Raw genomic sequence first — 15,220 nt, 5'->3', positions numbered from 1 at the left:
TCATAGAGAAATGGATAGAGAAACGATAGGACAAGCGGAGGGGGATTTACATGAACAGCAAGAGAACGGCTGCCTTGACGCAGCAGTTGGTTTATATCGGACCCGCGCTGCTGTTTTTCGGTATTACGATCATTATCCCATTTGTGATGGGGATGTATTACTCGTTTACCAACTGGAATGGTGTCTCGGGGAATGTCGAATGGGTCGGGCTGGACAATTTCAAACAGATTTTCACAAATGACAGCGCATTCGCACAGTCCTTCTGGTTTACCACCAAGTTTACGATCGTTGGCGTGCTTCTAACGAATCTGGTCGGTTTTTTCCTGGCCTACTTCTTAACGAAAAATATTAGGGCGCGCAACTGGCTGCGGACGATCTTCTTCATGCCGAACGTGATCGGCGGATTGCTGCTGGGCTTCATCTGGCAGTTCATCTTCATAAAGGGCTTTGCCACCGTTGGCGAGGCTACGGGGATTCCGTTCTTTAATCTTCCGTGGCTGGGAGACGAAGTGACCGGCTTCTGGGGCATTGTCATGGTCTTTGTATGGCAATCGTCAGGCTATCTGATGGTCATCTACATCGCGTCCATTACGAATGTGTCCAAGGAAGTCATGGAAGCTGCCGAGATTGATGGAGCGAACCGGTTTCAAGTGCTTAAGAGCATCATCGTTCCGCTCATCATGCCGGCGGTCACCGTATGTTTATTCCTGGCGATATCCTGGTCCTTCAAAATGTTCGACCTGAACCTGTCCCTCACGAAGGGCGGGCCATACCGCTCCACGGAATCACTGGCCATGAACGTGTACAATGAGGCATTCCTGAACAACCGGTATGGACTCGGGACGGCCAAGTCCCTGATCTTCTTCCTGGTCGTTGCCGTCATCACGCTCATTCAAGTCCGATTAACGAAGCAGAAGGAGGTTGAAGCTTAAATGAGATCGAAGAAACCTCCTATGTCGGCTTCCACGATCGTATTGCAGATTGTGATGGTCATTATAGCGCTGATCTTCCTGGCGCCCTTTTACTTCCTGCTGGTGAACTCGGTCAAATCGCTGGGCGATATTATGGTCGACGCGGCCAACTGGCCAACCGCTTTTCATTTTGACAACTACAGCAAGGCTTGGGAAATGACCCGCTTCCCGGAAGCATTCGCGAATTCCGTCATCATCACGGTTATCAGTAATTTAATCATCGCCATGCTGAGTGCGATGGCGGCTTACCGAATGGTTCGATCCAATACGAGATTCAATCAAATCGTGTTCATGCTGTTCGTATCGGCGATGGTCATTCCGTTCCAATCCATTATGATTCCATTGCTGCAGGTCATTAACTTCCTGGGCGTTAACAACAGCATCGTGGGCTTGATTCTCAGTTATCTGGGACTCGGCATCCCGTTGTCGGTCTTCCTGTTCCACGGATTCGTGAAAGGCATTCCGCTTGAAATCGAAGAGGCCGCCACGGTCGACGGAGCTTCTCCGTTCAGAGTATTTGCCCGGATCGTTTTGCCGATGCTGAAACCTATGATGGTGACGGTCATCATCTTGAACTGTCTGTGGGTATGGAACGACTACCTGCTGCCGTCCTTGATTCTGCAAAGTCCGGAACTGCGGACGATTCCGCTTGCGACCTTTGCCTTCTTCGGGCAGTATTCGAAGCAATGGGATATGGCGCTGCCGGCGCTCGTGCTGGGCATTACGCCGATTATCATCTTCTTCCTGTCATTACAGAAGTACATTGTTGAAGGCGTTGCTGCCGGCTCCGTTAAGGGGTAAAGGCAGCCCGGCTCTCCCAAATCGGTTATTCCATCTTTATATATAAACAATTCTAGGGGGTAGTAAAGATGAACAAAATGAAATTATCACTCGTGATGCTGCTGGCTTTCTCGCTGCTGCTTGCGGCCTGCGGCGGCAAGTCGGAGGAAGGCCAGGGCGGAAGCTCGGATGGAGCTTCCGGCGAAGTGAAAACCGTTAAGATTTTCCAATTCAAAACCGAGATCGTAGACGGCTTGAATGAACTCAAGGTTGAATTCGAGAAGGAGTATCCGAACATCAAGCTGGATATTCAAACCGTGGGCGGCGGTGCAGACTATGGTGCTGCTCTGAAAACGAAATTTGCATCCAACGATGCGCCTGATATTTTCTCCAATGGCGGCGACGCCGAGATGGAGATGTGGATTGACCGCCTGGAGGATCTGTCCGATCAGCCTTGGGTGAACGATCTGGTGGACATGGCGAAAGAGCCGATGACCAAAGACGGTAAAGTATACGGCATGCCGATGAACCTTGAAGGATGGGGTTACATCTACAATAAAGATTTGTTTGAGCAAGCGGGCATTACCGAGCTTCCTAAAACCTATGCCCAACTGGAAGATGCCGCGAAGAAGCTGGAAGCGGCAGGCATAACCCCTTTTGCTAATGCTTATCAGGAATGGTGGTTGATCGGTAACCAAGGCATTAACCCGGCGTTTGCCCAGCAGGAGGATCCGAATGCCTTTATCCAGGGCTTGAACGACGGCACGCAAAAATTCGCGGGCAATGCGAAGTTCGAAGAGTGGGCCAAGCTGATGCAGCTGACATTGGATCACGGGAACAAAAACCCGCTGACCACTGATTACAATACGGCCATCTCCCTGCTGGCTACCGGCAAAGCAGCCATGATGCAGAACGGCAACTGGGCCCAAACCGAGATTGATGCCATCAATCCGGACCTGAATCTTGGCTACCTGCCGATGCCGCTTGGCGACAATGCGGAGCTGAATGACAAGCTGAACGTAGGCGTACCTGCGAACCTGGTCATCAACAAGGATTCCGCGTCGAAGGAAGAAGCGAAGATTTTCCTGAACTGGTTTGTGACATCCGATATCGGTAAAGAATACATCGTCAAAAAATTCAAATTCATTCCGGCCTTGAAGACCATCGAAGCAACGCCTGAGGATATGGGTGACCTCGGCTCCGCTGTGTGGGAGTATGTGCAGGCTGGAAAAGTACTGCCAAGACAATCCGCGAAGTTCCCTGACGGTGTAGCACAGGAATTCTCCGGTGCGATGCAGGCCTTCTTCGCCGGCAAATCCGATGCGAACAAGATGCTTGAGGATATGCAGACATCCTGGGATAGTCTGAAAAAGTAAGGAGCAGCACTCTAATCCAAGTTAGCGAATCATCATAAGAGGTATGATCCCTGTCCGACAAGACTTGGGATGGTGCCTCTTTTCTTTAAGATTCAAATTACGTCGATCGTTACGATTTTCCTAGCTAGAAGAACGAAGAAGGAGGCAATTTGATGATTAATCAACGTTTACCCAAGATATGGTATGGCGGGGACTATAATCCCGAGCAATGGGATAAGGCAACGATGGAAGAGGACCTGCGGATGTTCGAGCTGGCCGGTGTTGACGTGGCGACCCTCAATGTATTCTCCTGGGCGAAAACGCAGCGCGATGAGGACAGCTATGATTTCACGTGGCTTGATGAAATTATGGACCGCTTGGCAGAGGAGCAGGTTCATGTCTGCTTGGCAACAAGCACGGGGGCGCATCCGGCCTGGATGGCCAAGAAATACCCGGACATCCTGCGTGTTGACTACGATGGGCGCAAACGCAAATTCGGCGGTCGCCATAATTCATGTCCGAACAGCCCGACATATCGCAAATATTCGGTGCTGATGGCGCGTAAGCTGGCTGAGCGTTACAAGGATCATCCGGCACTGGTCATCTGGCACGTCTCGAATGAGTACGGCGGGTATTGTTATTGCGACAACTGCGAGTTGCAGTTCCGCGTCTGGCTGAAAGAGCGCTACGGGTCGCTCGACAAGCTGAATGCCGCATGGAATACCGGCTTTTGGGGCCATACCTTTTACGAATGGGACGAGATTGTGGTACCGAATGCGCTCAGCGAGGAATTCGGCGGAAACCGAACCTTCTTCCAAGGGATATCGCTGGATTACCGCCGTTTCCAGTCCGACAGCTTGCTGCAATGTTACCGACTGGAAAGAGATGAGCTGAAGAAGGTTACGCCGGATATTCCGGTCACGACCAATCTGATGGGATTTTATCCGGAGCTGAATTACTTCGAGTGGGCGAAGCACATGGATGTGGTATCCTGGGACAACTATCCCGCGATCGATACGCCGGTAAGCTTTACGGCGATGTCGCATAATCTGATGCGCGGGCTGAAAAGCGGACAGCCGTTCATGCTGATGGAGCAGACTCCGAGCGTTCAGAACTGGTCGCCCTACAATTCCGCTAAGCGTCCCGGCGTAATGAGGCTGTGGAGTTATCAGGCCGTAGCGCATGGCGCGGATACGATCATGTTCTTCCAGCTCCGCCGTTCCGTCGGGGCATGCGAGAAATTCCATGGCGCATTGATCGAGCATGTGGGACATGAGCATACCCGGGTCTTCCGGGAATGCGCGGAGCTGGGGCAAGAGCTGCTGCAGATCGGAGACAAGCTGCTCGATTCCCGTTCGGACGCCAAGGTAGCGATTATGTATGATTGGGAGAATCGTTGGGCGCTAGAGCTGTCAAGCGGACCTTCCAAAGCGCTGAATTACGTGGATGAGGTTCATAAGTATTATGATGCGCTGTACCAGCTGAATATCCAGACGGATATCATCAGCGTTGAGGAGGACTTGAGCAAGTACGATGTGGTGATTGCCCCGGTGATGTATATGGTTAAGCCTGGCGTTGCCCAGCGAGTAGAGCGGTTTGTGTCCAGGGGCGGAACCTTTGTGACGACCTTCTTCAGCGGCATCGTCAATGAGAACGATCTGGTGACCCTGGGAGGTCATCCCGGCGAGCTGCGCAAGGTGACTGGCATCTGGGCCGAGGAGATCGATGCCCTGCTTCCCGGACAGCAAAATCAGATCAACATGAAGCAGGATTGGGGGTCGCTGCGTGGAAGTTATCCATGTGGAACTTTGTGTGACATCATCCATGCGGAGACAGCGGAGGTTCTGGCGGAGTACGGATCCGACTTCTATAAAGGCACGCCTGTTCTCACGAAGAATGTTTTTGGCGAAGGTCAGGCCTATTATGTGGCGAGCAGTCCGGATTCGCAGTTCCTGCAGGGATTTCTCGCCAATCTGTGCGAAGAACAGGGCGTGAAGCCGCTACTTGAAACACCAGCCGGAGTAGAGGTGGTAGAGCGGGTGAAGGAGGGGAACTCCTACTTGTTCATCATGAACCACAATGCCGAAGAGATGACGTTTGATGCAGGTTCTGCCAATCAATTCGATCTCCTGGGCAGCCGGCAGATTTCAGGCCATGTTACGATTCCGGGAAGGGACGTCATGATTCTGGAAAGGACGGCCGCCGTAAGGTCTTAAGAAGGACCATGGAGATTTAACTCGGACCTTGTTAGGGGGCAAAAAGCAGTGAGTATACATTTTCATGAAGATCTGGGAGTGTTCCATCTCCAAAGCGATCGGTCAAGTTACGTGATTGAGCTTGTGCGGGGCGTTTATCCGGCGCATGCCTATTGGGGGCGCCGGATTCGCGATAACCGCGTCGGCAATTTACTGGAGCGCCGGGGAAGAGCATCCTTTTCGCCCACGCCGTTTCGCGAGGACGCTTCCTTTTCCCTGGACAGCTTGCCTCAGGAATATCCGGGCTACGGCAGCGGCGATTTCCGGCAGCCTGCGTATCAGGTACAGCTGGCTAACGGGGCTACGGTCACCGAAGCGGAATATGTCCGTCACCGGATATACAGCGGCAAACCGAAGCTGGAAGGCTTGCCTGCCGTATACACGGAACAGGATGCCGAGGCGGATACGCTGGAGCTGGAACTGCTAGATCGGGTAAGCGGCTTGACGATTTATTTGTCTTATACGGTCATGCATGCGTTCGACGCCATCACGCGTTCCGTGTCCTTCCGTAATGACAGCAAGGAGAACATCACCCTGCTGCGTGCCATGAGCGCCAGCGTGGATATGAATCATAGCCGTTATGATCTTTTGCATCTTCATGGGGCATGGGCGAGAGAGCGCCATGTGCAGCGCAGAAGATTATCTCCCGGCATGCAGGGAATTGAGAGTCGCAGGGGTTCAAGCAGCCATAACCATAATCCGTTCCTTGCGCTGCTGTCCGAAGGCGCCGGCGAAGAGCATGGTGAGGTGTACGGCTTCAGCCTTGTATACAGCGGCAGCTTCTCCGCGCAGGTTGAGGTGGATCAATACGAAACAGCCCGGGTCACGATGGGATTGAATCCATTCGATTTTTCCTGGCTGCTGGAGCCGGGACAATCGTTCCAGACGCCGGAAGCGGTAATGGTCTTCTCGGCGGAGGGCCTCGGCGGCATGTCCAGACGCTATCATAAGATGTACCGTACAAGGCTGAGCCGGGGGCAATTCCGGGATGCCACGCGCCCGGTGCTGGTTAACAACTGGGAAGCGACCTACTTTAACTTTAATGCGGATAAAATCGAGCAGATCGCCAGCGCCGGAAGGGATCTCGGTATCGAGCTGTTCGTGCTGGATGACGGATGGTTCGGCAAGCGAAATGATGATACGACTTCCCTTGGGGATTGGGTCGTTGACAAGAACAAGCTGCCGGAGGGCCTTGAGGATCTCGTGAAGCGGGTCCGCAATCTGGATATGCAGTTCGGCTTGTGGTTTGAGCCGGAGATGATTTCCCCGGATAGCGATCTGTACCGTCAGCATCCGGACTGGTGCCTGCATGTGGATGGACGCCGGCGAACGGAAGGAAGACAGCAGCTGATCCTGGACTTCTCCCGTGAGGAAGTAGGCGATGCGGTGGCCGATATGCTTCGGAGCATCCTGCAAAGTGCGCCGATTACCTATGTGAAATGGGACATGAACCGGAATATGACGGAGATCGGGTCGGCTGCGCTGCCGCCTGAGCGCCAGCGGGAAACGGCCCATCGTTATATGCTGGGGTTGTATCGGGTGATGGAGCAGCTGACGACCGAGTTCCCGCATATTTTGTTTGAGAGCTGCTCCGGCGGTGGCGGACGTTATGATCCGGGGATGCTGTATTACATGCCGCAGACGTGGACAAGCGATAACTCCGATGCCGTCAGCCGATTGAAGATTCAATACGGAACGAGCCTTGTGTATCCTCTTAGCTCCATGGGAGCCCATGTGTCCGCCGTTCCGAATCATCAGGTGTTTCGGAATACTTCGCTGCGTACGAGAGGCCATGCAGCGATGTCGGGCAATTTCGGATATGAGCTTGACCTGACGGCCTTCAGTGAGCAGGAAAAGGAAGAGGTCCGCGAACAGGTGAAACTGTACAAGGAGATTCGGCATCTGGTGCAGTTCGGGGATTTCTATCGCCTTCGGAATCCGTTCGAAGGGAACGAAGCAGCCTGGACCATCGTCTCCGAGGATCGCTCGGAAGCGGTGCTGTATTATTTCCGCATCTTAAGCGAGGCGAATGAGCCGATTGTGTGGCTGCGCACGGCAGGGCTGGATCCGGAAGGGGACTATCGGTGCGTGGAGGATGGGAATATCTACGGCGGAGACCGACTGATGAACGCCGGATTGGCCATTCCCGCGATGCATGGCGATTTCCAGAGCTTTATGTGGAGATTCGAGCGAGTGTAAGCTGTTGACTCAAAACTAAGGGTACCATCTGCGCCCGAGCGCAAGCGTTATATATAATATGAATCCATCATTAAGCGAATAAAGCCAAAAGAACCGTCAGAGCTGCAACAACTCTGGCGGTTCTTGCTGTTTCATTCCGGCTGCTCTTTAGGTTGTGGTGATGGAATAGATACTCCGGTCCGTAGTGAGCACCACTTGATGGTCCTGGATGTCCGCAGCCGTTAACCCGTCCAGTCCAATGACGAAGGCATCGCTTGGCAGCGGCGCTTCATGGCCGGCCGTGATGACAACGCCGGGGCCGTGCAGCAGGAGCGCATGGCGGTCTCCATAACCGTCGATGGACTGCTCTTGATGCTGCTGGTGTTCAAAACGCTCCAGCTGTATTTTAATCTGATCCTGATCCTTCTCTTCTTGCTTGGATATGTGCAGAGTGTGATTGCTTTTGGATTGAAGCCAACGGGTGACCTCTTCGATCGATGGATTCATCATGAACACCTTCCTTGGTTTTAGGGTGGCTTCAGATAGTCTGTCCATGATGGCGTAACCTTATTTCAAATTCATGGGCTTCCTCCGTCAGACATATGAAAAATTAACGCTGATCAAACCCTCTTCATCTATTTACGTGTTAATATAGTTAAATAATATGGAACAATCGCATGATACATAAGGAGGGGCCATGAGCAAGAAATGGTATTATGTTCTCGCCATCCTGTTCGTAGCCTGCAGCTGGGTCGGGAATGTCTGGTATTATGAAGCCAACCAACTGGGAAGAACCGTATTCCTTGAGCATCATGTGGAAACGAGGGAAGGGGGAGGCCGCGTATTTGACTTGTATTATGTAGAGGACAAACGATCAGACAAGACGTTAAGCTCCATCCGGATCGAAGGTTATCCCGAACAGATCGTAACGCCATACCCCAAATATGCAGAGTATCAGAGGCAATACTTAGGCAAAATGATGGTGAACTTAAATAAACCCGCTCCTGAGGAAGAAGCGCAAGAAGAAGAGCAGCTTAAGGAACCGGTTCTCGTTCGAGAGATTACCGCGCTATATTCCGATGGAACCTCGGAACAAGTGGATATCGGGGAGATTTACATATGGCCTGGCGTATATGATCAGGAAGAACAACATCCGATATCGTGGACGTCAGGCGGATCTTCTTCCGATAACTCGGGCTACGAATCTGCCGTCATGAAGCGGAACCTTCAGTTATCGGCGTTCTCTTCTAAATTGCTGGATATCGCAGACGGAGGGGATCTTCGAATCCATGCCGACATTTCCGGACAAATACCGGGCACTAGTTACCAGTCACAGCCTTCGGAAGCGCACATCGAGTTGAGAGGAGAATCTATCGATGAGATTCAGCTTCCACTCAAGATTAATAAAGGGGATTCCATTAGAATCAGCCACCAATATAATATGCCTTCGCTTAAGAACAGCATGCAGGTATATCAGTTGATATTGAGAACCACCTATGTGGAGGAAGGCGGGCGGCAATGGTATGGAGATACGCTGATTCCTTATCAACCAAGTCCGACGGAACATGAAATGACGGAATTTGTCCGGGAAAGCAGGAAGGGATCATGAGGAGCGCTTGTTATCGCATCGTGTGGGGGCTGCTCTTTGTACTGGTCGACCTGATGATCGAATTTGTGGATGTATTGCCGGATATGCTGGGATACCTGCTGATGGCTTCGGGATTATGGCGGCTCCAGTCGTTAAACGGATATTTTAGGGCAGGGCATCTGTCAGCCTGGATGCTGCTGATCTGGTCGGTTCTTTCATTATTCTGGTTTCCTGAGGTGGGGACAGGCAGCATGCCAATGCAATCGGTGAAGGAACTGCTGATTCATCTGCCTGCCGTCTGCTTGCATATGGTATTGATTTTCGGAATCTGCCGAGGCATCCAAGCCTATTCCACAGACGCCGAATCCGGATTGGATCATAAGGCGCGCCTCCGGGGGCACTTGTTTATGGCCGCGCAGCTGCTATGGCTTATCGCCTATCCGTTCATCTTAAATCTGGATTCAGGCGATATGATCCCTGTGATTTTTGTATGCTCGCTCGTTGTGATGGTTGCCGAGATCGCGGTTCTGCTTCTCGTCAGGCTGGCCGGACGGGAATGGGCAGAGGGAACGGAATAAAGCGCAAAAGACTTCTGCCCGTAATTGTTAACAAGAGTTAACCAAGTTTAACTGTTATCTTTGCTGGGATGATAAACAATCGTAACTCCCAGCTGATTATATATTTCTTCGGTGTAGTGGTGATCCGGGCAATGCTTGATCGTAGCCATCTCTTCCTGCCTGGAAATCAGCTTCTGCTCGCAGTCAGGACAACGGTCCTGAAAAAGGAATTTCAGCTTATTCAACATGGTCACCATACACCTCCTTTATTTCCGATATAAATACTTGGGTTTATTATAAATCAACAACGGGGCACATTCAATAGCAATGTGCGCCGTTACGATATTAAATTGAATTGGAGATCGATCACCTTGATAGTGCAGCTTGTAGTCATGATCTTTATAGGTATCATCGGTTCTTTTTTCTCAGGACTGCTGGGAATTGGCGGAGCGATCATTAACTTTCCCTTGCTGCTATACGTTCCTTCCTGGTTTGGACTGGAGGCCTTTACCTCCAAGGAAGTGGCGTCCATCAGCATGCTGCAGGTATTTTTCGCCTCATTGTCAGGCATGATCACCAACCGGATGAGTTCGCGTGGCGGTGAGTCGTACTTTCACAAGCCATTGGTCATTCAGATGGGAATCAGCACTCTGGTTGGCAGTCTGATCGGGAGTCTGTCCTCGATGCTGATGACCAGCGGTACGATTAACGTGATCTACGGTTTTCTGGCGGTTATCGCTGTGTTATTGATGATTGTGCCGACCCGGGCAACCATGGAAAACAGGTCGGTTAGCGAGGTGACTTATCATTCAGGGATTGCGATGGGCGCAGCCTTTATCGTCGGCGGTATTGCTGGGATTGTCGGCGCTGGAGGCGCCTTTATCCTGATCCCCATCATGCTGACGATCCTTAAGATACCGACGCGGATCACCATCGCATCATCACTCGCGATCGTCTTTCTGTCCGCGGTCGGGGGCGTTATCGGCAAAATCGCCTCTGGCGACATTCCGATCTGGCCGTCCTTGTTCGCGGTCGCCGGAAGCTTGATGGGTGCCCCCATCGGCGCCATCATCAGTCGCAAGATGAACGTCCGACTGCTGCGATACGCCTTGGCACTTCTCATTGCGGTTACGGCCTTGAAGATCTGGATCGATATTTTAGGGTAAGTAAAGAAGTAGAACCTTATTCATTATAGGGAAGAGGAGGGGATCAAGCATGAGAACCAATCAGCTGGGATCTTCGGAATTGTATGTAAGCGAAATCGGGCTGGGCTGTATGTCACTGGGTACGGATAAGGGACAAGCCGTGAAGCTTATCCATGAAGCGCTGGACCGGGGCGTGAATTTTCTGGACACAGCGGATCTGTACGACGAAGGCCGTAACGAGGAACTGGTAGGCCAAGCGGTTCAAGGCCGGCGCGAGGATGTGATCATCGCTACCAAAGTCGGCAACCGTCGTGTACCGGGACAGGATGGCTGGGTATGGGATCCTTCCAAGCAATACATCAAATCCGCCGTTAAGGACAGCCTCCGCAGATTGGGTACGGATTATATCGATCTGTATCAGCTTCATGGGGGGACGTTAGATGATCCTATTGACGAGACGATTGAAGCTTTTGAAGAGCTGAAGCGGGAAGGGTGGATTCGATACTATGGCATTTCGTCCATCCGGCCGAACGTCATCCGCGAGTATGTTGCGAAATCCAATATCGTCAGCGTCATGAGCCAGTACAGCATTCTGGACCGGCGACCGGAGGAAGCGGTGCTCGATCTGCTTGCCGAGAACGGAATATCCGTCATTGCACGGGGACCCGTTGCCCGCGGCATATTGTCGGACCGTGGGCAAGCCAAAGCCGAGAAGGGCTATCTGGATTACAGCAAAAATGAGCTGCTTGATGTACTCAAGGAGCTTGAAGAGGTTGGCGGTGACACGGATCTATCCCATCTGGCTATTCGATATGCTTTGGCCCATGCCGCAGTTGCCTGCACCATCCCTGGTGCAAGCTCGCTTGAACAGCTGCGGCATAACTTGGCGGCGGGAAATAAGGAAGAGTTATCGCCGCAGGACATCCAATCGATCCAGGCGATCAGTCGTGCCAACCAATATGAGGCTCATCGGTAACGATCGGTGAAATAAGCCTGTGAATGATCCATCCCGTTAATTTTTTGGGACATGAAATATTTACGGCCTGAAGGTTTACGGATGAACCCCATCTTTGCATGTTATAATAACTGAATAAGAGCCTGACGTCAGGTGAATATAGATCATGCCCGCAATCCGCTTTAAGGATCACGGGCTTTTTTGTACCTTATATATGAATTGGCGTCAAAAGATTGGAAATGCCAAACTTTTTGAGACGATGGTTCGTTCCAAGTAACGTAAACCGCGCGGCTTATGCCATAATCGTTAATGGTGAAAGGATTCTAGAATGATTACCATTGAGCATCTATCAAAAACCTATCGCAAGGGCGCTTGGGCGCTCTTGGATGTTTCTCTACAATTGGATAAAGGTATGACGGGTCTGCTAGGCCCCAACGGCGCCGGCAAAACCACGCTGATGCGCATTCTGGCAACCTTATTGACGCCGACCTCCGGGCAGGTGAGAGTGAACGGGATATCGATTGGACGGCCGGAGGAGATCCGGCAGATGATCGGGTATTTGCCGCAGCATTTTCACATTTATCCGCAGCTGACCGGCCGGGATTATCTGGATTATGTGGCGGCTATGAAAGGGATCACGGAACGGAGTGCCAGGCAGAAGGAAATCTCCAGGCTGCTCGAGATGGTGAATCTCCAGGGAAAGGCTGATAAAAAAGTTCGCACTTATTCCGGGGGAATGAAGCAGAGGCTGGGTATTGCCCAAGCATTATTGGGATCGCCTGATATCTTGATCGTTGACGAACCGACATCCGGGCTGGATCCCCAGGAGCGTGTCAGGTTCCGGAATGTGTTAACCCGCTTTAGCATCGACCGGACGGTCCTGCTATCCACCCATATCGTCGCCGATATCGAAAGCAACTGCCGGCGTATCGCAGTCATGAACAAGGGGAGATTGGCCATGAACGGCAGCCTGACTGAACTGCAGGCTTGCGGGAAGGGCCAAGTATGGGAAGCGGTGATGAGCCCGGACGAATTTGCCTTGATTGATCCCATGTCCGTCGTGTCTACCCGAACCGTTCCGGAAGGCGTCCTCTGCCGGTTTATCGGTCAAGCGGCTCCGGTTGCAGGGGCGTTTCCCGCGGATCCGACCCTGGAGGATGGGTATCTAAGCCTGCTGCGGAGGGATCGCCATGCATAAATGGTGGAGGCACAGTCTTCTTGAGCTTCGGCTTTTGTTCGGCAACCCTTTGTTTGCCTCGCTTCCGATTATCTATGCGATTCTGTTCATCATTATGATGCTGCAGGCGGCGAGCGGCAACGGGCCGAACCATAATCTGTACACGGCGGCTTATTCCTTCCACATGCTGGGTCATACGATGACCCTGGGTCCGGCTATGTTAATCGGCATCTTGTCCATTCGCCGGGATGTCCGCCGTCGATCCTTTGAATGGAATCACAGCTTGCCCGTGTCTTTCTTTACCTTGTTGTCGTCGAAATATGTGGTCAGTCTGTTGTACTTTTCCCTGTTCACGTTGTCGACGTCGGTTATATTCTATATCCTGTCGGTTAGCCAGGGAATCGCCGGTCATATTGCGATGATGCATACCATGCAATTTGCTGTGCAGTATGAGGTTTCCTACATGGTGACACTCGCACTCGCCATGCTTCTCGGGGCAAGCATTCCGAATCGGATCGTTTATTTGATTGGTTTCTGTGCATGGATGTTCGGAACGTTTTTCATGGAAATTTATATTATCAGCGAATTAAGATGGATGCCGGCCCAAGTGTTTCACCTCAACCAATTCTTCCTTCAATCCAATCGGTTTGAATACGAGAATTGGGGGTACGACCTGTTTGGCGAAGATTTAATGAGTTCCCGGGGGTTCGTTCTTGCCTTCACGTTCCTGCTGCTAACGGTGTGTTTATTCTTGTTAAACCGCAAGCGCCCCACGATGCTGCTGAAAGCGGGATGGCTCGCGGTGCTGGGGGCTGTCGTATTGACGGCAGCTGCAGCGGTACCCTACGGCACGCTATGGGCGGAAAGATATGCCCAAATTGATGCGAAGCTTGAAGACCCTACGGTTTCTTATATCGATGATCCTGAAGATGGATCCTTTTATCATGTTTCTTCTTATGATATCAAGCTGAAGCGGCTGCCAAACGATGAACTTCGCGTGATGGCGAAGCTAACGATACCCGCCTCCGAATTATCGGGCATGAGGCAGCTTCCGTTAACCCTGAACCGGATGTTCAAGCTTGAGCGTGTCCAACTTCAAGGTATTGACGCTCCTTATCGCAGACAGGGAGATCGGTTATCGGTAAGGATGGTTGGCGATGCCAAGGGAGGAGACATTCAAGCCGAGCTGGAATATAGGGGCAAGGTCATGGATTTTATGTCCGGGTACTCCCGTGAGGAATTTTCGGTTTACAGTGTGGGTCCCGAAGTTAAACTGGATGGATTTATCGCGTGGTATCCGCTTCCGGGTCATCAGCATGTATATTTAAAGAGTGATAACGAAGACCGTCCTCCGAAATATGTTTATTTGGGCTGGGAATTCGGCCGGATGCGTTATTCTTTCGGTGAGATGAAGCTGGAGGTGGAAGGGTATCCGGTTCCCTTGTATACGGGGATGCAGGAACTGGAACGGAGGCCCGGCTACCAGCGGTTTGAAGATAGGGGGATCGAGCAGAACATCTCCCTGTACGGAGGTCGGTTCTGGAAGGAAATCCGCCGGAATGATCTCCCGATTACCGTCGTGACAACCCCATATTTGGAGAAGGCATCCGTGTTGATGCTGCGGGATATGCAAAAAAAGTATGACTATTTCTCCAAGTGGGTACCCGCGTTCAACAGCAACGTCGACAAGATCTTATATTTAGGTCAAGGTTTTGATTATCCCCGGGTGGACCATCGTCTGATTCTGTCCTCGAACCAGTACACATATAACTACTCAAACTTGTCGGGCGAATGGATGAACTCGATTCTGTTTGGCAACCAGGATGGGTTTAATTATTATTTTGAACATCCCGAACGAGATGTGCGCGGGAAGATCAGCAGTCTTTTCTGGTATGTGTATTATGTGGAAGAGAAAGGGCTTAGCGATAAACAGCTGAGATCCGCTTACGGAAATCTTCGGTCGGTACAGCAACTGTTGTTCAAGAATGGGGACGGCGATGATCCTCAAAACAAAATAGGGATAAGTATGGCTCAGCAAGTCAGAAGGGCGCTGGAAGAAGGCAGAGGGGAGCAGGTCAAAGAGCTGCTGGTTCATTTTTACCAGCAAGGGCTGATGCTCCCGAGCACCGAACGGAATTCGTACTTAAATCCGGAGAGCCCGATTACGTACAAAGAGTGGCAGCAGAAATGGAATGCCATGTTGAATGTCAAATAATGACGACTATGCACATGCACACGGTCGGTTATAATTGAGAAATA

At 51.6% G+C, this 15,220-nt stretch carries 13 protein-coding genes; 11 read left to right on the top strand and 2 right to left on the bottom strand.

The features are described from left to right. The first annotated feature begins 50 nt into the window (after window positions 1-50). From AC0VZ8_RS29540 to AC0VZ8_RS29520, 5 genes are all read left to right on the top strand, one after another. Window positions 51-932: a carbohydrate ABC transporter permease gene (locus AC0VZ8_RS29540; RefSeq protein ID WP_071219666.1), complete on the top strand. Its 882-nt coding sequence runs from the start codon at window positions 51-53 to the stop codon at window positions 930-932. Next, window positions 933-1,772 carry a carbohydrate ABC transporter permease gene (locus AC0VZ8_RS29535; protein WP_071219665.1) on the top strand — a complete coding sequence of 280 codons (840 nt, stop codon included), beginning with the start codon at window positions 933-935 and terminating at the stop codon, window positions 1,770-1,772. 68 nt (window positions 1,773-1,840) lie between these two features. After that, window positions 1,841-3,127: an ABC transporter substrate-binding protein gene (locus AC0VZ8_RS29530; protein WP_071219664.1), complete on the top strand. Its 1,287-nt coding sequence runs from the start codon at window positions 1,841-1,843 to the stop codon at window positions 3,125-3,127. A gap of 152 nt (window positions 3,128-3,279) precedes the next feature. Continuing rightward, complete coding sequence (locus AC0VZ8_RS29525; protein ID WP_475485258.1) at window positions 3,280-5,322, top strand: beta-galactosidase; 2,043 nt, start codon at window positions 3,280-3,282, stop codon at window positions 5,320-5,322. Window positions 5,323-5,370: 48 nt separating this feature from the next. After that, on the top strand, window positions 5,371-7,560 hold the full coding sequence (locus AC0VZ8_RS29520; protein WP_475485257.1) for an alpha-galactosidase: 2,190 nt from the start codon (window positions 5,371-5,373) through the stop codon (window positions 7,558-7,560). A gap of 147 nt (window positions 7,561-7,707) precedes the next feature. Here the strand turns inward: AC0VZ8_RS29520 and ymzB are convergent, their stop codons facing one another. Continuing rightward, on the bottom strand, window positions 7,708-8,049 hold the full coding sequence (ymzB, locus tag AC0VZ8_RS29515; protein WP_475485256.1) for a protein YmzB: 342 nt from the start codon (window positions 8,047-8,049) through the stop codon (window positions 7,708-7,710). A 187-nt stretch (window positions 8,050-8,236) separates the two neighbouring features. On the opposite strand from ymzB, the gene AC0VZ8_RS29510 reads away from it, so the two are divergent. Continuing rightward, on the top strand, window positions 8,237-9,148 hold the full coding sequence (locus AC0VZ8_RS29510) for a hypothetical protein (RefSeq protein WP_475485255.1): 912 nt from the start codon (window positions 8,237-8,239) through the stop codon (window positions 9,146-9,148). Then, window positions 9,145-9,705 (top strand): hypothetical protein, encoded by a 561-nt coding sequence (locus tag AC0VZ8_RS29505; RefSeq protein ID WP_475485254.1) that lies wholly within the window; start codon window positions 9,145-9,147, stop codon window positions 9,703-9,705. Before AC0VZ8_RS29510 ends, AC0VZ8_RS29505 begins: the two co-directional genes overlap by 4 nt. A 47-nt stretch (window positions 9,706-9,752) precedes the next feature. Here AC0VZ8_RS29505 and AC0VZ8_RS29500 read toward each other — a convergent pair whose 3' ends face one another. Beyond that, window positions 9,753-9,932: a hypothetical protein gene (locus AC0VZ8_RS29500; protein ID WP_475485253.1), complete on the bottom strand. Its 180-nt coding sequence runs from the start codon at window positions 9,930-9,932 to the stop codon at window positions 9,753-9,755. A gap of 123 nt (window positions 9,933-10,055) precedes the next feature. Between AC0VZ8_RS29500 and AC0VZ8_RS29495 the strand changes: the two genes are divergently transcribed. From AC0VZ8_RS29495 to AC0VZ8_RS29480, 4 genes are all read left to right on the top strand, one after another. Beyond that, window positions 10,056-10,850 (top strand): sulfite exporter TauE/SafE family protein, encoded by a 795-nt coding sequence (locus AC0VZ8_RS29495; RefSeq protein ID WP_260068233.1) that lies wholly within the window; start codon window positions 10,056-10,058, stop codon window positions 10,848-10,850. A gap of 49 nt (window positions 10,851-10,899) precedes the next feature. Continuing rightward, the gene (locus AC0VZ8_RS29490; RefSeq protein ID WP_071219654.1) at window positions 10,900-11,805 is read left to right on the top strand and encodes an aldo/keto reductase; all 906 of its coding nucleotides are present in this window, start codon (window positions 10,900-10,902) and stop codon (window positions 11,803-11,805) included. Window positions 11,806-12,112: 307 nt separating this feature from the next. Next, complete coding sequence (locus AC0VZ8_RS29485; protein WP_071219652.1) at window positions 12,113-12,982, top strand: ABC transporter ATP-binding protein; 870 nt, start codon at window positions 12,113-12,115, stop codon at window positions 12,980-12,982. After that, window positions 12,975-15,176: an ABC transporter permease gene (locus tag AC0VZ8_RS29480; RefSeq protein WP_475485252.1), complete on the top strand. Its 2,202-nt coding sequence runs from the start codon at window positions 12,975-12,977 to the stop codon at window positions 15,174-15,176. Before AC0VZ8_RS29485 ends, AC0VZ8_RS29480 begins: the two co-directional genes overlap by 8 nt. Window positions 15,177-15,220: the final 44 nt, after the last annotated feature.

It is taken from the genome of Paenibacillus sp. QJM3NY_38 (genome assembly GCF_056173265.1).
The sequence above is the reverse complement of the archived record's forward strand: the minus strand, read 5'-3'. Positions and strand labels throughout refer to the sequence as shown.